This window comes from Kitasatospora dryopteridis, assembly GCF_050749075.1.
Taxonomy (GTDB): domain Bacteria; phylum Actinomycetota; class Actinomycetes; order Streptomycetales; family Streptomycetaceae; genus Kitasatospora.
Genome location: NZ_CP192749.1, coordinates 2529928 through 2551279, shown reverse-complemented (window position 1 = coordinate 2551279; position 21352 = coordinate 2529928). Strand labels below are relative to the sequence as shown.

The 21352-nt window shown below is 73.5% G+C and carries 21 protein-coding genes and 3 tRNA genes; 12 read left to right on the top strand and 12 right to left on the bottom strand.

The window, feature by feature from the left end:
- The first annotated feature begins 131 nt into the window (after positions 1-131).
- Complete coding sequence (locus ACQ614_RS11625; RefSeq protein WP_431683896.1) at positions 132-1286, top strand: RNA polymerase sigma factor; 1155 nt, start codon at positions 132-134, stop codon at positions 1284-1286.
- Between the two features lie 16 nt (positions 1287-1302).
- Here ACQ614_RS11625 and ACQ614_RS11620 read toward each other — a convergent pair whose 3' ends face one another.
- A complete protein-coding gene (locus ACQ614_RS11620; RefSeq protein WP_431678413.1) occupies positions 1303-2736 on the bottom strand; it encodes an FGGY family carbohydrate kinase in 1434 nt (477 codons plus the stop codon).
- A gap of 112 nt (positions 2737-2848) precedes the next feature.
- On the bottom strand, positions 2849-3142 hold the full coding sequence (locus tag ACQ614_RS11615; protein ID WP_431678412.1) for a hypothetical protein: 294 nt from the start codon (positions 3140-3142) through the stop codon (positions 2849-2851).
- A 289-nt stretch (positions 3143-3431) separates the two neighbouring features.
- Here ACQ614_RS11615 and ACQ614_RS11610 point away from each other — a divergent pair.
- Positions 3432-3504: transfer RNA gene (locus tag ACQ614_RS11610), tRNA-Asn, on the top strand.
- Positions 3505-3550: 46 nt separating this feature from the next.
- Positions 3551-3623: transfer RNA gene (locus ACQ614_RS11605), tRNA-Asn, on the top strand.
- 90 nt (positions 3624-3713) lie between these two features.
- On the opposite strand, the gene ACQ614_RS11600 is transcribed toward ACQ614_RS11605, so the two are convergent.
- A complete protein-coding gene (locus tag ACQ614_RS11600) occupies positions 3714-4454 on the bottom strand; it encodes a trypsin-like serine peptidase (protein WP_431678411.1) in 741 nt (246 codons plus the stop codon).
- A 258-nt stretch (positions 4455-4712) separates the two neighbouring features.
- Here ACQ614_RS11600 and ACQ614_RS11595 point away from each other — a divergent pair.
- A tRNA-Ile gene (locus tag ACQ614_RS11595) sits at positions 4713-4786 on the top strand.
- A gap of 170 nt (positions 4787-4956) precedes the next feature.
- Here the strand turns inward: ACQ614_RS11595 and ACQ614_RS11590 are convergent.
- Positions 4957-5784, bottom strand: coding sequence for a polysaccharide deacetylase family protein (locus tag ACQ614_RS11590; protein ID WP_431678410.1), 828 nt, complete (start codon positions 5782-5784; stop codon positions 4957-4959).
- A gap of 283 nt (positions 5785-6067) precedes the next feature.
- Here ACQ614_RS11590 and ACQ614_RS11585 point away from each other — a divergent pair, with 283 nt between their 5' ends.
- The 3 genes from ACQ614_RS11585 to ACQ614_RS11575 all read left to right on the top strand — a co-directional run bounded on the left by ACQ614_RS11585 (position 6068) and on the right by ACQ614_RS11575 (position 8381).
- A complete protein-coding gene (locus ACQ614_RS11585) occupies positions 6068-6589 on the top strand; it encodes a hypothetical protein (RefSeq protein ID WP_431678409.1) in 522 nt (173 codons plus the stop codon).
- 144 nt (positions 6590-6733) lie between these two features.
- A complete protein-coding gene (locus ACQ614_RS11580) occupies positions 6734-7438 on the top strand; it encodes a class F sortase (protein WP_431678408.1) in 705 nt (234 codons plus the stop codon).
- Between the two features lie 34 nt (positions 7439-7472).
- Positions 7473-8381, top strand: coding sequence for a 1-aminocyclopropane-1-carboxylate deaminase/D-cysteine desulfhydrase (locus tag ACQ614_RS11575; protein WP_431678407.1), 909 nt, complete (start codon positions 7473-7475; stop codon positions 8379-8381).
- On the opposite strand, the gene ACQ614_RS11570 is transcribed toward ACQ614_RS11575, so the two are convergent.
- Both ACQ614_RS11570 and ACQ614_RS11565 read right to left on the bottom strand, forming a co-directional pair.
- Positions 8368-9906, bottom strand: coding sequence for an LCP family protein (locus ACQ614_RS11570; RefSeq protein ID WP_431678406.1), 1539 nt, complete (start codon positions 9904-9906; stop codon positions 8368-8370). The genes ACQ614_RS11575 and ACQ614_RS11570 overlap by 14 nt on opposite strands.
- A gap of 178 nt (positions 9907-10084) precedes the next feature.
- Positions 10085-10531, bottom strand: coding sequence for a MarR family winged helix-turn-helix transcriptional regulator (locus ACQ614_RS11565; RefSeq protein WP_431678405.1), 447 nt, complete (start codon positions 10529-10531; stop codon positions 10085-10087).
- 101 nt (positions 10532-10632) lie between these two features.
- Here ACQ614_RS11565 and ACQ614_RS11560 point away from each other — a divergent pair, with 101 nt between their 5' ends.
- Positions 10633-11652 carry an NADP-dependent oxidoreductase gene (locus tag ACQ614_RS11560; RefSeq protein ID WP_431678404.1) on the top strand — a complete coding sequence of 340 codons (1020 nt, stop codon included), beginning with the start codon at positions 10633-10635 and terminating at the stop codon, positions 11650-11652.
- A 354-nt stretch (positions 11653-12006) separates the two neighbouring features.
- Complete coding sequence (locus ACQ614_RS11555) at positions 12007-12501, top strand: DUF3145 domain-containing protein (RefSeq protein ID WP_363490060.1); 495 nt, start codon at positions 12007-12009, stop codon at positions 12499-12501.
- A 111-nt stretch (positions 12502-12612) separates the two neighbouring features.
- Here the strand turns inward: ACQ614_RS11555 and fabF are convergent, their stop codons facing one another.
- The 5 genes from fabF to ACQ614_RS11530 all read right to left on the bottom strand — a co-directional run bounded on the left by fabF (position 12613) and on the right by ACQ614_RS11530 (position 17572).
- Positions 12613-13881, bottom strand: coding sequence for a beta-ketoacyl-ACP synthase II (gene fabF / locus ACQ614_RS11550; RefSeq protein ID WP_431678402.1), 1269 nt, complete (start codon positions 13879-13881; stop codon positions 12613-12615).
- A 116-nt stretch (positions 13882-13997) separates the two neighbouring features.
- Entirely contained in the window at positions 13998-14240 is a 243-nt protein-coding gene (locus tag ACQ614_RS11545) for an acyl carrier protein (RefSeq protein WP_095874994.1), read from the bottom strand.
- Between the two features lie 75 nt (positions 14241-14315).
- The gene (locus tag ACQ614_RS11540; protein ID WP_431678400.1) at positions 14316-15347 is read right to left on the bottom strand and encodes a beta-ketoacyl-ACP synthase III; all 1032 of its coding nucleotides are present in this window, start codon (positions 15345-15347) and stop codon (positions 14316-14318) included.
- Positions 15344-16285 (bottom strand): ACP S-malonyltransferase, encoded by a 942-nt coding sequence (locus ACQ614_RS11535; RefSeq protein WP_431678399.1) that lies wholly within the window; start codon positions 16283-16285, stop codon positions 15344-15346. The genes ACQ614_RS11540 and ACQ614_RS11535 overlap by 4 nt, the downstream gene beginning before the upstream one ends.
- A gap of 90 nt (positions 16286-16375) precedes the next feature.
- Positions 16376-17572: a PucR family transcriptional regulator gene (locus tag ACQ614_RS11530; RefSeq protein ID WP_431683895.1), complete on the bottom strand. Its 1197-nt coding sequence runs from the start codon at positions 17570-17572 to the stop codon at positions 16376-16378.
- Positions 17573-17810: 238 nt separating this feature from the next.
- Here ACQ614_RS11530 and ACQ614_RS11525 point away from each other — a divergent pair, with 238 nt between their 5' ends.
- Positions 17811-18587 carry a pirin family protein gene (locus ACQ614_RS11525; RefSeq protein WP_363489912.1) on the top strand — a complete coding sequence of 259 codons (777 nt, stop codon included), beginning with the start codon at positions 17811-17813 and terminating at the stop codon, positions 18585-18587.
- 265 nt (positions 18588-18852) lie between these two features.
- On the opposite strand, the gene ACQ614_RS11520 is transcribed toward ACQ614_RS11525, so the two are convergent.
- Complete coding sequence (locus tag ACQ614_RS11520; protein ID WP_431678398.1) at positions 18853-19686, bottom strand: serine hydrolase domain-containing protein; 834 nt, start codon at positions 19684-19686, stop codon at positions 18853-18855.
- A 193-nt stretch (positions 19687-19879) separates the two neighbouring features.
- Between ACQ614_RS11520 and ACQ614_RS11515 the strand changes: the two genes are divergently transcribed.
- Positions 19880-20323 (top strand): MerR family transcriptional regulator, encoded by a 444-nt coding sequence (locus ACQ614_RS11515; RefSeq protein WP_431678397.1) that lies wholly within the window; start codon positions 19880-19882, stop codon positions 20321-20323.
- The gene (locus ACQ614_RS11510) at positions 20320-21324 is read left to right on the top strand and encodes an aldo/keto reductase (RefSeq protein ID WP_431678396.1); all 1005 of its coding nucleotides are present in this window, start codon (positions 20320-20322) and stop codon (positions 21322-21324) included. Before ACQ614_RS11515 ends, ACQ614_RS11510 begins: the two co-directional genes overlap by 4 nt.
- Positions 21325-21352 lie beyond the last annotated feature (28 nt).

The window sequence follows — 21352 nt, the reverse complement described above, 5'->3', positions numbered from 1 at the left end:
CGGGTGTCCGTACATCTTCACGAAAGCCGCTGCACGACTCTCGGCCCCGCGTGTGGCGTGGCCCACACTGGTGGGTATCCCAGTCCCGTGTGGCGCGGCGTCCCCCAGCTGCCGCGCGCGGCCCCGAAGGGATTCCCGTGGAGCTTGCCGCAGTCCGCCGACCCCAGGCCGTCGCGAACGAGGACGGCACCGTGCACGACCGCGCCGAAGGACCACCCGACGTACAGACCAGGGTGCCCCCGCAGGCCGGCCCGTCCGAGGCCGAGGAGGCCGCCCGGAGCGAGGCCGCGCAGACCGGCACCGGGCGCGACGAGGCCGAGGAGCCCGACGCCGCCCCCGTCCCGGCCCTGGACGACACCACCGGCCCCGCCGCCGACCTGCTCCGCCAGTACCTCCGCGAGATCGGCCGGGTCCGCCTGCTCACCGCCGAGGAGGAGGTCGAGCTGGCCCGCCGGATCGAGGCCGGCCTCTTCGCCGAGGAGGTGCTGGACCGCGCCGCCGCCGCGGGGGAGCCGGTCGGTGCCGCCCTGGCGGACGACCTGGACCGCCTGGTGGTGATCGGGCGGATCGCCAAGCGCCGCCTCATCGAGGCCAACCTCCGCCTGGTGGTCTCGGTCGCCAAGCGGTATGTCGGCCGCGGCCTGACCCTGCTCGACCTGGTGCAGGAGGGCAACCTCGGCCTGATCCGCGCCGTGGAGAAGTTCGACTACGCCCGCGGCTACAAGTTCTCGACGTACGCCACCTGGTGGATCCGCCAGGCGATGAGCCGGGCGCTGGCCGACCAGGCCCGCACCATCCGCGTCCCGGTCCACGTGGTCGAGCAGATCAACCGCGTCCTGCGGGTCCAGCGGGCGATGCTCCAGGAGCACGGCAGGGAGCCCACCGCGGCGGAGGTCGGGCTGGCCGTGCAGCTGCCCGAGGAGCGGGTCCGCGAGGTGCTGCGGCTGGCCCAGGAGCCGGTCTCGCTGCACACCCCGGTCGGCGAGGAGGAGGACGTGGCCCTCGGCGACCTCATCGAGGACGCCGACGCGGCCTCGCCCGCCGAGAGCGCGGCCCTGTTACTGCTCCGCGAACACCTGGACGCCGTGCTGGCCACCCTCGGCGAGCGGGAGCGCCAGGTCGCCCGGCTCCGCTACGGCCTGGACGACGGCCGGCCGCGCACCCTGGAGGAGATCGGCCTGCTCTTCGGCGTCACCCGCGAGCGCATCCGGCAGATCGAGTCCAAGGCGCTCGGCAAGCTCCGCGCGCACGCCTACGCCGACCAGCTCCGGGCGTACCTCGACTGACGCCCCCCGACCCGGGTCAGCCGGCCGTCTCCGGGTGGATCTGCTCGCGCACGGACTTGAACTGCTGGCGCACCGCGTTGCCGATCGCCAGGTCCGTCTCCGGGTCCGGGGTCAGGGTCACCACGTCGGGCAGCTCCCACACGGGGGGCTCGGGGGTGCCGGCCAGCGCCCAGGCGGCCTGCCGCGCCGCACCGCGCGCCGCGTGCGCGCCGGCCGGCGGGACGAGCACCGGCACGCCGAACAGCAGCGGCGCGATCTCGCGGACGGCCTGCAGCCGCCCGACGGCGCCGAGCAGGAACACCCGGTGGACGGCGACGCCGTGCGCGCGCAGCACGTCCAGCGCCTCGGCGACGTTGCAGAGCATGCCCTCGACGGCGGCCCGGGCCAGGTGCTGAGGGCCCATCGACTCGGCCCGAAGGCCCGTCAGGGTGCCGGCCGCGTGCGGCAGCTTGGGGGTGCGCTCGCCGTCCAGGTAGGGCAGCAGCACCAGCCCGTAGGAGCCGGGGGAGGACTGCAGGGCGAGGTCGCTGAGCACCTCCAGGTCGCAGCCGAGCATGGCGGCGGTCGAGCGGAGCACCTGTGCGGCGTTCAGCGTGCCGGCCATCGGCAGGTGGCGCCCGGTGGCGTCGGCGAAGGAGGAGACGGCGCCGGTGACGTCGACCACGGCCTGCTCGTGCACGGCGAAGATGGTGCCGTTGCCGCCGAGCGAGACCACCGCGTCGCCGGGGCGCAGACCGAGCCCGAGGGCGGCGGCCATGTTGTCGCCGGTGCCGGCCGAGATCAGCAGGCCCTCGGGGGTGTGCCCGGCGGCCTCGGCCGGGCCGAGCACGTCCGGGACGTGCAGCTCGTGGCCGAGCGCGAGCTTGATCAGGTCCTGCCGGTACTCGCCGGTGACCGGCGACCAGTACCCGGTGCCGGAGGCGTCGCCGCGGTCGGTGGTGCGCCGCCTGGGGTGGCCGAGCAGCTGCCAGACCAGCCAGTCGTGCGGCAGCAGCACCTCGGCGATCCGCTTCGCCGAGACCGGCTCGAACTCGGCCAGCCAGCGCAGCTTGGCGATGGTGTACGTCGGCGAGGGCACCGAGCCGATCGCCTCCACCCACGGGGCGGGGCCGCCGAGCGCGTCGATGAGCGAGGCGGCGGCCCCGGCCGAGCGGGGGTCGTTCCACAGCAGTGCGGGGCGTACCAGCACTCCGCCCGCATCGAGCCCGATCAGGCCGTGCTGCTGGGCGGAGACGCCGATCGCGGTGACGCCCTCCAGCAGGCCGCCGGTGGCCGCCACGCCGAGGGAGTGCAGCCAGACCTGCGGGTCGACCTCGGTACCGCGGGCATCGGCGCCCTCCGCGAGCGGGTGCGGCGCCCGGCCGTCCCGCAGGACGGTGCCGGTCTCGGCGTCGCACGCGACGATCCTGGTGCGAGTGGTGGAGCTGTCGATGCCCACAACGATGGCCATGATGCGATCATGCCTCAGCGGACGGCCGGTACGCGGCCGACCGCGTCAAGTGTTGCCCAGTCGGTACAGGACCTGCGGAGGTCCCGTGTCCGCCGCGCGCGCCGGGCGTGTCCTACGGGCGGACGGTGCCCCAGCTGTCGTCCGTCGCGTGCTGGCGCTGGAAGTACGAGACGCGGTCGGTGACGGCGTTCGGCAGCCGGTCGCCGACCTTGTCCGCGACGGCTCCGGCCGCCTTGCCGGCCACCGCGCCCGCCTGCTGCTTGGCCTTGCCGGCGGCGTCCTGGACCTTCGGGTTCTGCGAGACCTTCTGTGCGGTGCGGACGATCTGTTCGTACCGCTGTCGGCCCGCCTTGGCGCCGAGGACGTAGCCGACCCCGGCCCCCATGATGAACGTCAGCTTCCACATGCTCTGCTCTCCGCCCTTCCACGCGGTCGTCTGCCGCGTTGCGCCTACCCGTCGATCCCGGCGGCGAACCGCCCCGGAGGCAGCTGCCCGCAGGGGCGGGCGCGGCCGTGGCACCAGCATCCCCGGCCGCGCGGACGGCCGCGCGCGGGCCACGCCGGGCGGGGCGGGCGGCCCGCGGCCGGGAGCCCGGGGGAAAGCGATTGGCGGACCACCCCCCACAGTGCGCTAATGTATGTCCCGCAGCGAGCGCCGAGAGCCCGGGAGATCCGGGGGCGAGGCGGAAGCTCGATCCCCCATAGCTCAATTGGCAGAGCAGCCGACTGTTAATCGGCAGGTTATTGGTTCGAGTCCAATTGGGGGAGCTCCGGACGGCCCTTGCGGCCGCCCGTTCGTTTGCGGTAACAGCAGTCCCCCATAGCTCAATTGGCAGAGCAGCCGACTGTTAATCGGCAGGTTATTGGTTCGAGTCCAATTGGGGGAGCTTCACCCCGAGTACCGGGTGATCAGCGCAGAGCGAAGGCCCTTCGGTCCCACCGAGGGGCCTTCGTGTTTCCCCGGGGCGGCCGGCCGTTCAGGCGGTGGCCCGGCGGTACAGCTCGGCGACCCGCGCGTCGAAGGCGACGCTGTAGGAGACCTGGTCCTCGAACCCGCCCTGCTGGTAGCCGCCGATCACCCCGATCACCGCGCCGTCCGCCGTGAGCCACGGGCTGCCGCTGGTGCCGACGCTGTAGCCGGTGCAGCGGAAGCTCTCCTGGGTCGGGCTGTGCGAGGCCGTCCGGGTGCTGCAGGTGATCGGCTCCTCGCTGTCGTTCGGGTAGCCGGTGACCGAGACGGGCAGGTCGAAGCCGCGGCCGGTGCCCAGGCGGTTGCCGCCGAGCACGTCCTCGATCTCCTGGCCGTCCACGTCGGCGACGGTGAGGAAGGCCACGTCGTACTCCGGGTCCTCGGCGGTCGTCCAGCGCCCGTCCACCGTGATTCCGGTGAGCGGCCAGGTGCCGTAGGGGGTGCGGCCGTCGCGGAAGCCGGGGGCGAAGACCAGGCCCTCCTCGCGGCCGCGGTCCAGGGTCTCCACGCAGTGGGCCGCGGTGACCAGCAGGTTGCGGTGCGGGCTGCTGACCACGCTGGCGGTGCACATCCGCGGGCCGTCCGCGCTGCCGAGGAAGAGGGCGCCGATCCGGTCGTTGGCGGCGTCCCGCGGCGCCGGGTGCGAGCTCGGGATCTCCGGGGTGCTGCCGGGCCAGGCGCAGGCCGACGCGGTCAGTTGGACGGCTGCGAGCAGCACCAGCGCGCCGGCTCGCCGCCTGCCTGCCATCAGCCCGTCTCGCTTCCGTCGGTGGCCGGCCGCCGGATGCGGGCCCCCTGCAAGATCTATCAGCACCCGGGCGGGCCGCGCCAGAGATGCCGGAGGCCGGACGGAGGGGGCGGGTGGGTGGGGCGGAGTGCGCGGGCGTACCCGGATGCGCACCCGGCGCGCATTCAGGCTGATCGACCGGCTATGCTGCCGGTGACGGCCCTGAGGGGCCGTCTGCTGCTGCAAGGGCCTTCGCGCCGGCGCGGCAGGCCGGATCGGGGGGCGGTAGCTCAGCCGGTTAGAGCAGGGGACTCATAATCCCTTGGTCGTGGGTTCGAGTCCCACCCGCCCTACCTCCGACGGTCCGTGAAGCAGCCGGGCAGGGCTGTCCCCGCTGCCGAGAACCCTAGGGCACGTCGTCCGCGACAGGCCTGCGACAGGCCGTGATTCACCTGAACGGGGCCGCCTCCGGGCGTGATTGACCCCCGGGACGGCCCGTCACCACACTGCCGCCGGTACGCCGTCACTGCGGGGCGGTGAAGCGGTAGCCCTCGTCGATCAGTACGGGCAGGTAGGTCTGCAGCGCGGCGACGGTCTGCGAGCGGTCGCCGCCGCCGTCGTGGTTCAGCACGATCGAGCCCGGGCCGATGGCCTTCAGCACCCGCTGGGTGATCAGGGATTCGCCGGGGCGGGCCCAGTCCTGCGGGTCCACCGACCAGCCCATCGGGCGCATGCCGAGTTCGGCGCAGATCCGCAGCGAGGCGTCCGACCAGTCGCCGCCGGGGGCGCGGAACCAGGTGGGGGTGCGGCCGGTGGCGCTGCCCAGCAGGTCCGAGGTGCGCAGCAGTTGGTCGTGGACGGTGGCGTCCGGGATGCCCCGCAGGTCGGGGTGGCTCCAGGTGTGGTTGGCGATGTGGTGCCCGCGGGCGGCGATCTCCCGGACGAGGCCGGGCTGCCGGGCGGCGTTCTCGCCGATCAGGAAGAAGGTGGCGCGCAGGTGGTAGCGCTCCAGGATGTTCAGCACGATCGGGGTGTGCACCGGGTCCGGGCCGTCGTCCAGGGTGAGTGCCACCAGCCGGTCGCCGGAGGCGAGAGAGAAGAGCGGGTTGCTCATCCGGCGCGGCTGCGGCGGCAGCGGCCCGGACGGGGTGGTGGAGGCGGACGCGGTTGCGGAGGGTGCAGCAGAGGCGGAGGGTGCGGTCGAGGCGGGGTCGGAGGGCAGCAGGCCGGCCGGGGCCGCCCCGTCGCCGCCGTCGTGGGAGGCCAGCTGGCACCCGGCCGCGGAGAGCAGGCCCATCCCGGCGATGCTCAGGAGCAACCGGCGGGTGATGATCTGATGATGTGACAGCATGGCGGATGCATGCCCGAGGCCGACCGAATGGCGCGGCCGATTCCCGCAGCTACACCCCAACGGCCCAGTGCCGCCCCCGGCCGGACCTGCCGGCCGGTGAGTGCGACACTCCGGTGCAAGCTGCCGGGACGTCCCGGCTGACGGTCCGTCGGCCTCCCGGTGCCCCCGACCAGCGGTGGCGGGCTGACGGCGCGTGAACCACGGTGGGGAAGGCGCGTCCGCGATCCCCTGCGCCGGCACCCAGGCCGGCTGTCGCACGGAGGCGCCGGAAGGACCGGACCCCATGCTGCCCAAGCGCATCCTCCTCGCCGGAGCGGCCTCCGCCGCCGCCCTGGCCATCGCCATTCCGGCTGCGTACGCCGACCCGCCCACTGGTCCCGGGGCCGACGACCAGAGGGTGTGGCAGGAGCAGGCACCGGTCGAGAAGGCCCCGGAGAAGGCCCCCGACAAGGCGCCCTCCGGCCGGACGGCCGAGGAGAAGTCCGCCACCCAGGAGCACAAGTCCGACGCCAAGTCCGACCCCAAGTCCGGGAGCACGACGGACGGCTGGAAGGGCACCAAGGAGGGCAAGGACTCCGGCGCGGCGGCCAAGGCCGACGGTTCCTGGGCGGCCAAGGACTCCGGCGCGGCGGCCAAGGCCGAGGGCTCCTGGACGGGCAAGGCCCCGCACGGCGGCGTCCACACCGGCGGCGGCGGGCTCGCCGTCTCCGGCGGCGGACTGGCCACCGGTGCCGCCCTGCTCGCGGGCGGCCTGGGCGTGGGGACGGTCGTCCTGCGCCGCCGCCGCGGCACCGACGCCGCATAACCACCACCCCCCAAGCGCGGCGCGGCTCCGACCCCGCGGAACCGCCCGCCCACCGGCCGCGTCCGGCCGTGTCCGCCCCGGAAGCCGGGCGCGGCCGGACGCGTCCTTCCCTTCTGAGCAGGACCCCGTGAGAGGCGGCCGTCCATGGGCCAGCAGACGTCCGGCACCGACTCCCCGTCCGGGAAGAGCACCGGAGGCGAGGGCAAGGGCGCACTGCGCTGGGCGATGGGCCTCGCCGCGGTCGGGCTGCTCGTCATGTACCAGTCCGTGGAGACCACCCCGGCGGCCCCCCGATCCACGGATGGCGGCCCCGCGGCGGTCGCGAGCGCCTCCCCGACGCCGCTCGTCCAGCCCAGCCGGGCGGCCTCGGCCGCCCCCGCGATGTCCCGCTCCAAGCCGGTCAAGCTGCGCATCCCGCAGCTGTTCGTCGAGGCCCCGTTCACCGAGCTCGGCCTCACGCCGGAGGGCGGCCTGGCCGCTCCGCCGCCCGAGGACCGCAACCTCGTCGGCTGGTACAAGGACGGCCCCACCCCCGGCCAGCGCGGCCCCGCCGTGGTCGCCGGCCACGTCGACACCACCAAGGGCCCGGCGGTCTTCCTGATGCTGTACGTGATGCGCCCCGGCAATCCGGTCGAGATCACCCGCGAGGACGGCTCGGTGGCGGTCTTCACCGTCGACTCGGTGCAGACCTTCCCCAAGAACGCCTTCCCCGACCAACTGGTCTACGGGGACACCCCGGACGCCCAGCTGCGGCTGATCACCTGCGCCGGCGAGTACAACCGCGCCACCCACGACTACAGCGACAACGTGGTGGTCTTCGCCCACCTCAGCTCCACACGGCCGGCCTGACCCGGCTCCCCGCGCGGCCGCCTATCCTGGCACGGTGCCGCTGCCCGCCGACCTGCCCACCCCGCTCACCGCGGTCGACGATCCGGTGCTCGCCAGGGCCGGCGTCGAACTCCGGCTGAAGCGCGACGACCTGCTGCACCCCACCGTGCCCGGCAACAAGTGGCGCAAGCTCACCCCCAACCTGGAGCGGGCACTGCCCGAGGGGCACACCCGGCTGGTCACCTTCGGCGGCGCGTACTCCACCCACCTGCGGGCCACCGCCGCCGCAGCCCGGGCGCTCGGGCTGGCGTCGGTCGGCATCGTCCGCGGCGAGGAGCTCGCCGACCGGCCGCGCAACCCCTCGCTGGCGGCGGCCGAGGCGGACGGCATGGAACTGCTCTTCGTCGCCCGCAGCGCCTACCGGGAGCTGGTCCGCGCCCGGGGGCACCCGCTGGTGCAGCGCTGGGGGCGCTGCCTGGTGCTCCCCGAGGGCGGCTCGAACGCGCTCGCCGTCCGCGGGACGGCGGCCCTGCCGGCGGAGCTGGGGGACCTCGGCGAGCGGGACGTGGTGTGCTGCGCGGTCGGCACCGGCGGTACCCTGGCCGGCATCGCGGCCGGACTGCCGCCCGGCGCCCGCGCCCTGGGCGTGGCCGTGCTCCGCGGCGAGGGCTACCTGGAGGAGGAGGTGGCCGCGCTGCACCGGGCCGCGTACGGGCGGGAGTTCGACAACTGGCGGATCGACCACGGCCACCACGGCGGCGGCTACGGGCGGGTGCCGGCCGCACTGGAGGAGTTCGCGGCCGGCTTCGAGCAGCGGCACGGCATCGGCCTGGAGCGCCGGTACGTGGCCAAGGCGCTGCAGGCCGTCCACGGGCTGGCGGCGGGCGGCGGGATCGCGCCCGGCAGCCGGGTGACGCTGGTGGTCACCGGGCTGCCGGACGGGCCGGCCGTCAGCCGTAACTGAGGTCGGCGCAGAGGTCGCTGTCGGCCGGGCGGGCGTTGCCGGTGATGCCGGTCGGGATGCTGCTCGGCAGAGTGGTGACGGGGCCGGAGGTGTCGCCGGACGCGTGGTCCTGGCCGAGGGTCAGCACCAGGCCGTCGGCGTCCGCGTCGGGCCGGACGGTGGCGCCGGGGTAGAGCGCGGCGAGCTGCTCGGCGGCCGCGCGGTGCCCGGACGAGTAGCCGACCGTGGTGGTGGACCGGCCCTTGGTGTTCGCCCCGACCACGACGTCGCGGTAGCCGTGGGCCTTGAGCGCGGTGGCGGCCCGGCCCGCGCTGCCGGCCGCACCGGAGGCGTTGTGCACCGTCACCTGCACGGCCGTCGCGTCCGGCTCGGGCGCCCGGGTCTGGCCGGGGGAGGGCGACGGGGCGGCGGACTGCGGGGCCGAGGCCGACGGCGAGGCCGGACCGCCCGACGGGGCGCCGGGCGAGGGGGTGCCGGTGGTGGCCGGGGCGGTGCTGCGGCCGTCCAGGGTGCGGTCCTGGCGGAGCAGCTCCCAGAGGGTGTCGACGTCCGGGTGGACGAGGGCGACCCGCGCGCCCGCGTACTCCCAGGGCACGGTGACGAAGGTGATGTCGGCGAGCTTGATGCCCTGCAGCGACTGGGCGAAGGTGGCCAGCTTCATGGCGCTGCCGAGCTCCTGGTCGACGGTGAGCGACTTGGTCGCGGCGTCGGCGAGCGGCAGCAGGGTGGTGAGGTCGAAGCCCTGCCCCTGCACCTTCTTGATCAGTGAGGAGAGGAAGGCCTGCTGGCGCTTCATCCGGCCGATGTCGGAGCCGTCGCCGAAGCCGTGCCGGGCGCGGACGTAGTCCAGCGCCTGCCGGCCGCTCAGCGTCTGGCGGCCCTTGGTGAGGTGTATGCCGTAGGAGTCGACGTCGTTGGGGACGCACACGTCGACGCCGTGCACCGCGTCGGTCATCGCGGCGAAGCCCTTGAAGTCGATCACGATCGTGTGGTCGATCCGCAGGCCGGTCAGCGCCTCCACGGTGTTCTGGGTGCAGGCCGGGTTGCCCTCGGGGGACAGGCCCACGGTGAACGCCGAGTTGAACATCTGGTTGGTGCGCTCGCTCGTCCAGGAGCCGTTCGGCAGCTTGCACGGCGGGACGGTGACCAGGGTGTCGCGGGGGATGGAGACGCCGACCGCGTGCTTGTGGTCGGCGTACACGTGCAGCAGGATCGCGGTGTCCGAGTGGCCCACGCCCTCCTCGCCGCCGCCCAGCGAGCTGTTCCCGTCGGTGCGGGTGTCCGAGCCGAGCAGCAGCACGTTGACCGGGCGACCGCCGCCGGAGGCGGTGGGGCCGGCCGGAGGACGGCTGGTGGCGACGCCGTCCGCGGAGAACGTGCTGATGTTCTGGTCCAGCCGGTGGTAGAACCAGGCGCCGGCGCCGGCGGTCGCCAGGACCAGGACGGCGGCGGTCGCGCCGGCGATCCGCGCCAGGCGGCGGCCCGTGCTGCGGGAGGCCGCGGCAGGTCGGCTCTTGTCGGTCATCACACAGTTGCTCTCTGTACGGCCGTGCCCGGCCCGAAAAGCGGAATGGCCGGCACTCCTGTGTGCCCCCACCTCTGAGACGGCCTGGCGGGCCGTTCGGTTACACGCCGACCGGATCAGGTGCGGATTTTCTCCGCGCGAACCCGTCCGGCACCCCCTCGGCGGCGGCGCTGCGCCGTCACGCGGGCGGCGTGGCGCCCTCCAGCATCCGGCGGAGCAGGTCGCGCAGCTGGAGGCGCTCCTCCGGCGCGAGGGCGGCGAGCGGCTCCCGGGCGAAGTGCAGGGACTCCCGCAGCTCCACGGAGGCGGCCGTGCCGGCACCGGTGGCGGCGACCAGCTTGACCCGGCGGTCCTGCGGGTCGGCCTCGCGGGTGACGAACCCGCGGGACTCCAGCCGGTCGACGATGCCGGTGATGTTGGACGGCTCGCAGCTGAGGGTCTGCGCGATGTGCCGCATGGGCATCGGGCCGCGGCGCAGCAGGGCGAGGACCTTGGCCTGTGCGCCGGTCAGCGAGCGGGCGGCGGCGGCCTCCTCGTACTCGCGGTGGAAGATCCCGACCAGGCTCGCCATGAGGTCGGTGACCTCCAGCGTGACGGGGTCGATGGGCGGCTGCTGCGTCTCCATGGGGTCCATGGTACCTGAACATTTGACAATGTGAACTATTCATGTCCACGATTGCTTTAGTAGGTCAACATTTCAGGTGGCCACGACACGGAGGCAGTGCAATGGCAGAGCAGGACATCCCGACCACCGGCCGCGAGTGGCACCTGGCGGCCCGCCCCGTCGGTGCCCCGGTGCCGACCGACTTCGCGCTGGTCGAGGCCCCCGTCCGGCAGCCCGGCCCGGGCGAGATCCTGGTCCGCAACACCTATCTCTCGGTGGACCCGTACATGCGCGGCAGGATGAACGACACCAAGTCGTACGTGCCGCCCTTCGCGATCGGCGCGGCCATGGACGGCGGTGCGGTCGGCGAGGTCGTCGCCTCCGCCGCCGAGGGCTTCGAGGTCGGCGACACCGTCCTGCACGGCCTCGGCTGGCGCGAGTACGCCACCCTGCCTGCCGCGCAGAGCGTCAAGGTCGACCCCTCGGCCGCGCCGCTCTCGTACTACCTCGGCGTCCTCGGCATGCCCGGCCTCACCGCCTACGCCGGACTCCTCGAGGTCGGTTCCTTCAAGGAGGGTGACACCGTCTTCGTCTCCGGCGCGGCCGGCGCCGTCGGCTCGCTGGTCGGCCAGATCGCCCGCCTCAAGGGCGCCGCCCGGGTCGTCGGCTCGGCCGGCTCCGCGGACAAGGTCGCCAAGCTCGTCGGCGACTACGGCTTCGACGCCGCCTTCAACTACAAGGACGGCCCGGTCGCCGAGCAGCTCGCCGCGGCCGCCCCCGAGGGCATCGACGTCTACTTCGACAACGTCGGCGGCGACCACCTCGAGGCCGCCATCGGCGCGCTCAACCTGCACGGCCGGGCCGTGCTGTGCGGCGCCATCGCCCAGTACAACGAGACCTCCGCGCCCGCCGGCCCGCGCAACCTGGCGCTCGCCATCGGCAAGCGGCTGCGCCTCCAGGGCATGATCGTGCGCGACCACGCGGCGCTCCAGCCGCAGTTCGTCGCCGAGGTCGCCGGCTGGCTGAAGGACGGCAGCCTGCGCTACGACGAGACCGTGGTCGAGGGCGTCGAGAACGCCGCCGAGGCCTTCCTCGGCCTCCTCCGCGGCGACAACACCGGCAAGATGGTCGTCAAGCTCTGAGCGCCTGACGCCCCGTCATGGCCCACCCCCGTGGCACGTCGCCGCGGGGGTGGTTCGTGTGCAGGCAGAAGGTGCGTCCGCCCTGGTGCGCGACCCGACGGGGTGTCATCACCCGCCGCTCGAGGGGGTGATGGTGCGTCTCCGGACGGAATAGGTCCGTTCGGGGGAGTGCATGGGCAAGGGGGTGGACCTCATGGTGGATTCGACTAGCATTAGGTGAAAGCTTGTCCGTTTTGCTCAATTTGATTACCTAATGTCGAGTAAGTTGAGCTTCACGGTGGTACGGAGTACCTGCCGGCGACAGGTACGAGGCAGCTGGGGAAGGCGACCCTCGTCCACAGCCTGGAGGTCCCGGTGACGACACGTGGTGTCCTGTACATCCACTCCGCGCCCCGCGCGCTGTGCCCGCACGTCGAGTGGGCGGTCGCGGGGGTGCTCGGCGTGCGGGTCAGCCTCGACTGGATCCGCCAGCCCGCCGCGCCCGGCCACTGGCGCGCCGAGCTCTCCTGGCAGGGCGAGCCCGGCACCGCCTCGCGCCTGGCCTCGGCGCTGCGCGGCTGGCAGCTCATCCGGTTCGAGGTCACCAGCGAGCCCTGCGCCACGGCGGAGGGCGAGCGCTACAGCTCGACCCCGAGCCTCGGCATCTTCCACGCCGTCACCGGCATCCACGGCGACATCCTGATCCCGGAGGACCGGCTGCGGGCCGTCCTGCTCCGCACCAAGAACGAGGGCAGCGACCTGGAGACCGAACTCGCCCGGCTGCTCGGCAAGCCCTGGGACGACGAACTCGAGCCCTTCCGCTACGCGGGCGAGGGTGCGCCGGTCCGGTGGCTCCACCAGGTGGTGTGACCGGAAGACCACGAGGGGCGCGGGGAACTGCCCGGCGGGAGGACACATGAAGTGCCCTTCCGTCCCGTGCAGTTCCCCGCGCCCCTGATGTGGTGGGCCGAACGGGCTCCGTCAGACGGTGCGGAAGGCGAGGACCACGTTGTGGCCGCCGAAGCCGAAGGAGTTGTTCAGGGCGGCGATCCGGCCGTCGGCGGGGAGCTTGCGCGCCTCGCCGCGGACGATGTCCGCGTCGATCTCGTCGTCCAGGTCGTCGACGTTGATGGTCGGCGGGGCGGTGCGGTGGTGCAGCGCCAGCACGGTCGCGACGGTCTCGATGCCGCCGGCGCCGCCCAGCAGGTGGCCGGTCATCGACTTGGTCGCGGAGATGGCGACGTGCTCCAGGTGCTCGCCGAGCTCCTTGGCGAGGGCCTTCACCTCGGCGGTGTCGCCCTGCGGGGTCGAGGTGGCGTGCGCGTTGACGTGCACGACCTCGGCCTTGTCCAGGTCGCTGCGCTCGAACAGGTCGGCGATCGCACGGGCGACACCGGCACCGGTCGGCTCCGGCTGGGCGATGTGGTGGGCGTCCGAGGACAGGCCCTGGCCGACGGCCTCGCAGTAGACACGGGCACCGCGGGCGGCCGCGTGCTCGGCCGACTCCAGCACCACGACGCCGGCGCCCTCGCCGAGGACGAAGCCGTCGCGGGCCTTGTCGTACGGGCGGGAGGCGCGCTGCGGGTCGTCGTTGTTCTTGGACATCGCCATCATGTTGGCGAACGCGGCGATCGGCAGCGGGTGGATCGCCGCCTCGGTGCCGCCGGCCACCACGACGTCGGCGCGGCCGGTGCGGATCATCTCGATCGCGTAGCCGATCGCCTCGGCGCCGGAGGCACAGGCGGAGACGGGGGTGTGCACGCCGGCGCGCGCGCCGACCTCCAGGCCCACGTTGGCCGCGGGGGAGTTCGGCATCAGCATCGGGACGGTGTGCGGGGAGACCTTGCGGACGCCCTTGTCCTTCAGCACGTCGTACTGGTCGAGCAGGGTGGTCACGCCGCCGATGCCGGAGGCGATCACGGCGCCCAGGCGCTCGGGCGCGAGCTTGGAGGACTCGTCGGTGGCCGGGGTCTCGTAGCCGGCGTCGGCCCAGGCCTCGCGCGCGGCGATCAGCGCGAACTGCGCCGAGCGGTCCAGCTTGCGGGCCAGCGGACGGGGCAGGACCTCGGCCGGGTCCACCGCCGTGCGGGCGGCGATCCGGACGGGCAGTTCCGCGGCCCACTCCTCGGTCAGCGCGGCCACGCCGGAACGGCCCTCCAGCAGGCCCTCCCAGAACGAGGCGGCGTCGCCGCCCAGCGGCGTGAAGGCGCCGATACCCGTGACTACCACGGTGCGGTTTTCAGCGGTCACTGGTTCTTCTTCTCTCACGTGTGCAAGGGGGCGGAGGGGCCGTGGGGGATTCGGCCGGCCGGGGCGGGATGACGCCCCGGCCGACCGTGGCGGCCGGTCCTGCCGGCCGCGGGGGCTCAGCTGTTGGCGAGGATGTAGTCCACCGCGTCGCCGACGGTCTTGAGGTTCTTGACCTCGTCGTCCGGGATCTTCACGTCGAAGCGCTCCTCGGCGGCCACGACGACCTCGACCATGGAGAGCGAGTCGACGTCCAGGTCGTCGGTGAAGGACTTGTCGAGCTCGACGTCCTCGGCCGGGATGCCGGCGATCTCGTTGACGATCTCGGCGAGACCTTCCAGAACCTCGTCCTTGGTAGCCATATCGGCTGCTCCTCTTCGGTGTTGACAGCGAGCGGTCCGGCGGACCGTCGCAGGTTTCAGGGGTGGGCGTGATGCCTAGGGGAGAGTAACGACTGCGGCGGCGTACACGAGACCCGCCCCGAAGCCGATGATGAGGGCGAGGTCGCCGCTCTTGGCTTCACCGCTCTCCAGCATGCGCTCCATGGCCAGCGGAATGGACGCGGCCGAGGTGTTGCCGGTCTCGGCGATGTCGCGGGCGACCGGCACCGACTCGGGCAGCTTCAGCGCCTTGATCATGGCGTCGGTGATCCGCATGTTGGCCTGGTGCGGGATGAAGGCGCCGAGCTGGTCGGCGGTGACCCCGGCGGCGTCCAGCGCCTGCTGGGCCACCTTGGCCATCTCCCAGACCGCCCAGCGGAAGACGGACTGGCCCTCCATCCGCAGCGCGGGCCACTTGGCCTCGTCGCCGACGCCGTTGACGGCGTCCTCCTTGGCGAACGCGGTGTCCCAGGCCTGGGTCTGCGAGATGACGTCCCGCTGGGAGCCGTCCGAGCCCCATATCACCTTGCCGATGCCGGGGGTGTCGGACGGACCGACGATCGCCGCGCCCGCGCCGTCGCCGAAGATGAACGCGGTCGAACGGTCCGAGGTGTCGGTCAGGTCGCTGAGCCGCTCCACGCCGATCACCAGCACGTACTCGGCGCTGCCGCCGCGCACCATGCCGTCCGCCAGGCCCAGGCCGTAGCCGAAGCCGGCGCAGGCGGCCGAGATGTCGAACGCCGGGGCGGTGCCGCAGCCCAGCCGGTCCGCGATCTCGGTGGCGATCGCCGGGGTCTGCTTGAGGTGCGAGACCGTGGCCACGATCACGCCGCCGATCTGCTCCGGGCGGATGCCGGCCTGCGCGATCGCCTTGCCGGCGGCCTGCACCGACATCTCGGCGACGGTCTCCTCCGGGCCGGCCCAGCGGCGCTCGGCGATGCCGCTGCGGGTGCGGATCCACTCGTCCGAGGACTCGATCCAGTTCAGGACCTCGGCGTTGGGGATCACCCGGACGGGGCGGTAGCCGCCGACCCCGAGGATGCGCGAGTGGGCGGCACCGGCCGCGGGCTTGATCTGGGGCGCTGTCATCCGTTGTTCTCCTGAGCACCGTGCTCGGCGACCAGCCCGCGGGCCTTGTCGAGATCGGCAGGGGTCTTGAGGGCCAGCGTCGCCACACCCTTGAGGTTGCGCTTGACCAGGTTGGTGAGGGTGCCGGCGGGCGACAGTTCGATCACTGCCGTCGCGCCGAGCTGCTGGAGGGTCTCCATGCACAGGTCCCAGCGGACCGGGTTGGACACCTGCGACACCAGCCGGGCCAGGACCTCGGCTCCGGAGGCGACGACACCGCCGTCCCTGTTGGAGACGTACGCGACGGCCGGGTCGGCCACCGACAGGGTCGGCGCCAGCTTCTCCAGCCGGGCCACACCCGGGGCCATGTGCTCGGTGTGGAACGCGCCGGCCACCTTCAGCGGGATCAGCCGGGCGCCGGCCGGCGGGTCCGCCTTCAGCGCCTCCAGCTGCTCCAGGGTGCCGGCCGCGACGATCTGCCCGCCGCCGTTGTTGTTGGCCGCGGTCACGCCGTGCTCGGCGAGCTTGGCGGCGACGACGTCCGGCTCGCCGCCGAGGACGGCGGTCATGCCGGTCGCGGTCACCGCGGCGGCCTCGGCCATGCCCAGGCTGCGCTCGCGGACGAAGGCCAGCGCGTCGTCGGCGCTCAGCACGCCGGCCAGCGCGGCCGCGGTGATCTCACCGACGCTGTGGCCGGCGACACCGGACACCAGCGAGCCGAAGTCGGAGTCGGCGAACAGTACGCCGGAGGTCAGCAGACCGGCGGCCACCAGCAGCGGCTGGGCCACCGCGGTGTCCTTGATCTCTTCCTCGGAGGCCTCGGTGCCGTAGCGGACGAGGTCGAGACCTGCGACCTGCGACCACTGCTGCAGCCGGTCGGCGGCGCCGTCCAGCTCGAGCCAGGGGCTGAGGAATCCGGGGGTCTGAGCACCCTGTCCAGGGGCGACGATTACGAGCACGGTTCAACCCTCTCTCGCCAGGCACCCGTGGACGGGTAGGCGACGACAACGAAGAAAAGCACGCCGGGTTGTGCAGTCCCTACAGCGCGGTCAGCTCTGCTGGCCGACCGTTCCGAGACGGCCCAGCGCAAGGGCGATGCGCAGGGTGAACGCCGAACGTACGTCGGACGGAGCATAGCCCGTGACGTCAGTCACACGACGCAGCCGGTAGCGCACGGTATTCGGGTGGACGAAGAGCATCCTGGCCGCCCCCTCCAGCGAGGACGCCTGTTCCAGATAGACACTCAGCGTCTCCAGGAGTGCCGAGCCCGCCTCGTCCAGCGGTGTGTAGATCTCCTCCACCAGTTGGCGTCTCGCCGCCTGGTCCCCGGCCAGCGCCCGTTCGGGCAGCAGGTCGTCGGCCAGCACCGGCCGCGGCGCGTCCGGCCACGCGGCGCACGCCTTCAGACCGGCCGCGGCGGCCTGCGCCGACCGGGTCGCCGACAGCAGGTCCGGCACGCTCGGGCCCACCACCACCGGACCCGGCGCGAACTGGCCGATCAGCGCCTTCGCGGTGTGCACCGGCTCCTTGTCGCCGCCCACCACCACGACCAGCCGGCGCCCCAGCACCCCGGTCAGCACCTGCAGCTTGGCGTACCTGGCGGCCCGTCGGATCGCCTCCACCACCGCCTCGCTGTCGCCGTCCGGCGCGCTGCCCATGACCACCCGCACCTGGCTGGGCTGCCCCCAGCCGAGTGCGGCGGCCCGCGACAGCACGCCCTCGTCCGCGTCACCCGACAGCAGCGAGTTGACGACCAGCGCCTCCAGGCGGGCGTCCCACGCGCCGCGGGCCTCCGCCGCCTGCGCGTACACCTGCGCCGTCGCGAAGGCGATCTCCCGCGCGTACACCAGCACCGACTCGCGCATGCCGGCCTCGTCGCCGGGGGCGGCCACCTCCTCGATGGCCTCCTCCATCACCTCGATCGTGGTGCGGATCAGCTCGACCGTCTGGCGCAGGGTGATCGCCCGGGTCAGCTCGCGCGGCGCCGTCCCGAAGACGTCGGTGGAGATGGCCTGCGGCGCCTCCGGGTGCCGGTACCACTCGGTGAACGCCGCGATGCCGGCCTGCGCGACCAGCCCGATCCACGAGCGGTGCTCCGGCGGCATCCGGCGGTACCAGGACAGCTGGTCGTCCATCCGCGAGATCGCGGCGGTCGCCAGCTTGCCCGAGGACTTCTCCAGCCGTTTCAGCGTCGCCGCACGCAACTCGGCCCGCTCGGCGGCAAGTCGGCGCTCCTGCGCGGTCAGCCGGCCGCCTCTCGGCGGGCGCGGCGACTCCGCGGCCGGAGCCGCCTTGCGGGCGGCGGCCTTCTTGTCGGCCCTCGCACTGTCGGGCTCTGCACTGTCGGGTTTTGCTGAAGCGGCTGGCACAGGAACAAGACTGCCTCACCTCACGGCGTGCTCGTGCACACCCCCCGCCGCTCGCCCTCCCGGCGCGCCGGGCCGGACCGGCCGCCGGACACCGCGGACCGGCTACCGTAAGCGCGTGACCGAGACCCGTGACCGCGGCCGCGCCGACCTCCGCCGGGCCCCCGAGCGCTACCGCTCCACCCCGGCCGAAGGCATCGAGACCAGGCACGCCTTTTCTTTCTCCGGGCACTACGACCCGAAGAACACCCACTTCGGCGCCCTGCTCGCCTGCAACGAGGAGACCCTCGCCCCCGGCGCGGGCTTCGACGAGCACCGCCACCGCGACACCGAGATCCTCACCTGGGTCCTCGAGGGCGCCCTCGCCCACCGCGACAGCGACGGCCACGCCGGGATCGTCCGGCCCGGCATGGTCCAGCACCTCAGCGCAGGCTCCGGCGTCAGCCACACCGAGCGCAACCCCGGCGGTGCCGACGCCCCCGTCCGCTTCGTCCAGATGTGGCTCCAGCCGGACGCCTTCGGCACCGAACCCGCGTACGGCCTGCGGCGCGTCGAGCCCGCGGCGGACGGACTCACCCTGCTGGCCTCCGGCATGGAACGTGACGCCGCGTCGGACGCCCTGCGGCTGCGCCGCTCCGACGCCGCCCTGTACCTCGTCACCGCCGGGCCCTGGCAGTCGCTGCCCGCTCTCCCCGAGGCCCCCTACCGGTACGTCCACCTCACCGCGGGCTCGCTCGGCTACCGCACCGTCCCCGGCCCGCACGGCGCCGGCCGCTCCCTCGAACCCGGCGACGCCGTCCGCATCACCGGCGACGCCTTCGCCGACCCCACGGCCGGCCCCGACGGCGCCGAACTCCTCCTCTGGGAGATGCACACACCACTGCAGTTCGGCTGAAGTACACCCTCAGGGGCGTGGCGAGGCGGGTGCACCCCCACGCGCCCCTGGGGGTACCTCCCGGCCGAAGGCTGGGGGAGAACTGCGCAATGTGGGGGTGGGCGTCCATGCGCTCCGGGGTGCAGCAGTTGGCCGTGGGCGGCTGACGGTCCGTTGCTTCCGGTGTCGCGCAGTTCCCCGCGCCCCTGAACTGCCGTGCCAGGCAGTGCAGGGGCGCCGATCTTTGGGTTGCGCAGTGCCCCGCGCCCCTGGGGGCTTGCCTGTTTCAGCCGCGGAGTTCGGCGAGGACGGCGTCGGTGAAACCGGGCCACACTTCGGCAGCCCAGGGGCCGAAGTCGCGGTCGGTCAGGGCCACGGCGGCGACGCCGGCCGCCGGGTCGACCCAGAGGAAGGTGCCGGACTGGCCGAAGTGGCCGAAGGTCTCGGGGGAGCTGGTGACGCCCGTCCAGTGCGGTTCCTTGGTGCCGCGGATCTCGAAGCCGAGGCCCCAGTCGTTCGGGCGGCGGTGGCCGAAGCCGGGCAGGACGCCGCCGAGGCCCGGGAAGGCGACCTCGCGGGTGGCCCGGTGCAGCGTGGACGGGTCGAGCAGCCGCGGCGCCTGCAGCTCCGCGGCGAACAACGCCAGGTCCGCGACGGTCGACAGGCCGCCCGCGCCGGCCGGTGCCCGGTGGGCGGTGTTGATCAGCGTGGCGTGCATGCCCAGCGGCCGGAAGACCGCCTCCTGCGCGTACTGGGCGAAGGGGATGCCGGAGGCCTTCTCCAGGGTGTCGGCGAGGACGTCGAACCCGGCGTTGGAGTAGAGGCGGCGGGTGCCGGGCTGAGCCATCACCCGGTGCTCGTCGAAGGCGAGGCCCGAAGTGTGGGCGAGCAGGTGGCGCACGGTCGAGCCCTCGGGCCCGGCCGGGTCGTCCAGCTCGAAGACGCCCTCCTCGACGGCGACCAGGGCGGCGTACGCGGAGAGCAGCTTGGTCACGGACGCCAACGGGAACAGGTGTTCCTGCGGTCCGTGCGCACCCAGCACCGCGCCGTCCGCGCCCTGCACCACCGCGGCCGCCGCGTTCGGCACCGGCCAGTCCTCGATCATCCGCAAGCTCTGCATGCGCCGACGATAGCCGTCCGCCGGACCGGGGCGCGTGGCAGGCTTGCTTGGAGTGCGCTCGAACTCAGTAGCGTCGTAGCCGTCGCCGACCACCGAGGGGTCCACCGTGGCAACGTCCGCATCTTCCACCGCCGTTTTCCGTGACGCGCTCGCCTGCAGTCACGAGGAGCCGGCGGCCGAGGAACCGCTTGCCGTGGAGCGCCCGGAGTGGCACACGATCAGCGAGGTCTCCGCGACCACCGGGCTGACCGCCCACACGCTGCGCTGGTACGAGCGGATCGGTCTGCTGGACCCGGTGGACCGCTCGCACTCGGGCCAGCGCCGCTACAGCGAGGCCGACCTGGCCCGGCTGGCCTTCCTGGGCCGGCTGCGGCTCACCGGGATGCCGGTGGCGGACATGCTGCGCTACGTGGAGCTGGTCAGGGAAGGCGACCACACCATGGGCGAACGGCGGGACATCCTCGTCGCCCAGCGCGAGGAGGTCCGGCAGCGGATCGCGGATCTGCACGCCACCCTCGCGGTGCTCGACTACAAGATCGACATCTATTCGTCCCGCACGTCCGGCGACGGCGCGTTCGGCCCCCCGGCCGGACGGCCCGCGGACGCTGCGGCCGGCAGGAAGCAGAAGAGCGCATGACCCTCCCCACCGCACCGCTCGGCACCAACGGCCCCGTCGTCGGCATCCAGGGCCTCGGCTGCATGGGAATGAGCGAGTTCTACGGCCCCACGGACACCGCGGAGGCCCTGGCCACCCTGGATGCCGCACTCGACCTGGGCGTCACCCTGTTCGACACCGCCGACGTCTACGGCTCGGGCCACAACGAGGAGCTGGTCGGCCCCTTCGTCCGGGCCAACCGCGACCGCGTCGTGCTGGCGACCAAGTTCGCCATCGAGCGGCGCGCCGACGACCCGACGTACCGGGGCGTCCGCAACGACCCGGCGTACATCCGCAGCGCCGTGGACGCCTCGCTGCAGCGGCTCGGCATCGACGTCATCGACCTCTACTACATGCACCGCCGCGACCCGCAGGTGCCGCTCGCCGAGTCGGTGGGCGCGATGGCCGAGCTGGTGCAGGCCGGCAAGGTCCGCCACCTGGGGCTCTCCGAGGTCACCGGCGCCGAGCTGCGCGAGGCGCACGCGGTGCACCCGATCGCCGCCCTGCAGTCCGAGTGGTCGATCTTCTCGCGGGACGTCGAGCGTTCCGCGGTGCCGGCCGCCGCCGAACTCGGGGTCGCCTTCGTGCCGTACTCGCCGCTCGGCCGCGGCTTCCTGACCGGCGCGTTCACCGCCGCCGAGCAGCTCAGTGCGGACGACTACCGGCGCTACCACCCGCAGTTCTCCGGCCCCAACGCGGAGGGCAACGCCGCCCTGGTGGCCCCGATCCAGAAGATCGCCGCGGACCGCGGCGCCACCGCCGCGCAGGTCGCCCTCGCCTGGGTGCACCAGCGCGCCGAGGTGCACGGCCTGACCGTGGTGCCGATCCCCGGCACCCGCAAGCGCAGCCGCCTCGCCGAGAACACCGCCGCGGTCGGCCTGAGGCTGACCGCGGAGGAGCTCGCCGAACTGGAGCCGATCGCCGGCCGGGTGACCGGCACCCGCTACGCCGACATGACCTTCACCTCGGCCGGTCGGGAGTAACCCCCGCCCGTGCGGCGGCCGCGCCCGA

Bases quoted from the DNA above. Each gene is read 5' to 3' on its own strand.
- ACQ614_RS11570 (WP_431678406.1), bottom strand. From the start codon at position 9,906: ATGACCGACAAGAGCCGACCTGCCGCGGCCTCCCGCAGCACGGGCCGC.
- ACQ614_RS11560 (WP_431678404.1), top strand. From the start codon at position 10,633: ATGGCAGAGCAGGACATCCCGACCACCGGCCGCGAGTGGCACCTGGCG.
- ACQ614_RS11585 (WP_431678409.1), top strand. From the start codon at position 6,068: ATGCTGCCCAAGCGCATCCTCCTCGCCGGAGCGGCCTCCGCCGCCGCC.
- ACQ614_RS11590 (WP_431678410.1), bottom strand. From the start codon at position 5,784: ATGCTGTCACATCATCAGATCATCACCCGCCGGTTGCTCCTGAGCATC.
- ACQ614_RS11545 (WP_095874994.1), bottom strand. From the start codon at position 14,240: ATGGCTACCAAGGACGAGGTTCTGGAAGGTCTCGCCGAGATCGTCAAC.
- ACQ614_RS11580 (WP_431678408.1), top strand. From the start codon at position 6,734: ATGGGCCAGCAGACGTCCGGCACCGACTCCCCGTCCGGGAAGAGCACC.
- ACQ614_RS11620 (WP_431678413.1), bottom strand. From the start codon at position 2,736: ATGGCCATCGTTGTGGGCATCGACAGCTCCACCACTCGCACCAGGATC.
- ACQ614_RS11520 (WP_431678398.1), bottom strand. From the start codon at position 19,686: ATGCAGAGCTTGCGGATGATCGAGGACTGGCCGGTGCCGAACGCGGCG.
- ACQ614_RS11540 (WP_431678400.1), bottom strand. From the start codon at position 15,347: ATGACAGCGCCCCAGATCAAGCCCGCGGCCGGTGCCGCCCACTCGCGC.
- ACQ614_RS11615 (WP_431678412.1), bottom strand. From the start codon at position 3,142: ATGTGGAAGCTGACGTTCATCATGGGGGCCGGGGTCGGCTACGTCCTC.
- ACQ614_RS11565 (WP_431678405.1), bottom strand. From the start codon at position 10,531: ATGGAGACGCAGCAGCCGCCCATCGACCCCGTCACGCTGGAGGTCACC.
- ACQ614_RS11510 (WP_431678396.1), top strand. From the start codon at position 20,320: ATGACCCTCCCCACCGCACCGCTCGGCACCAACGGCCCCGTCGTCGGC.
- ACQ614_RS11600 (WP_431678411.1), bottom strand. From the start codon at position 4,454: ATGGCAGGCAGGCGGCGAGCCGGCGCGCTGGTGCTGCTCGCAGCCGTC.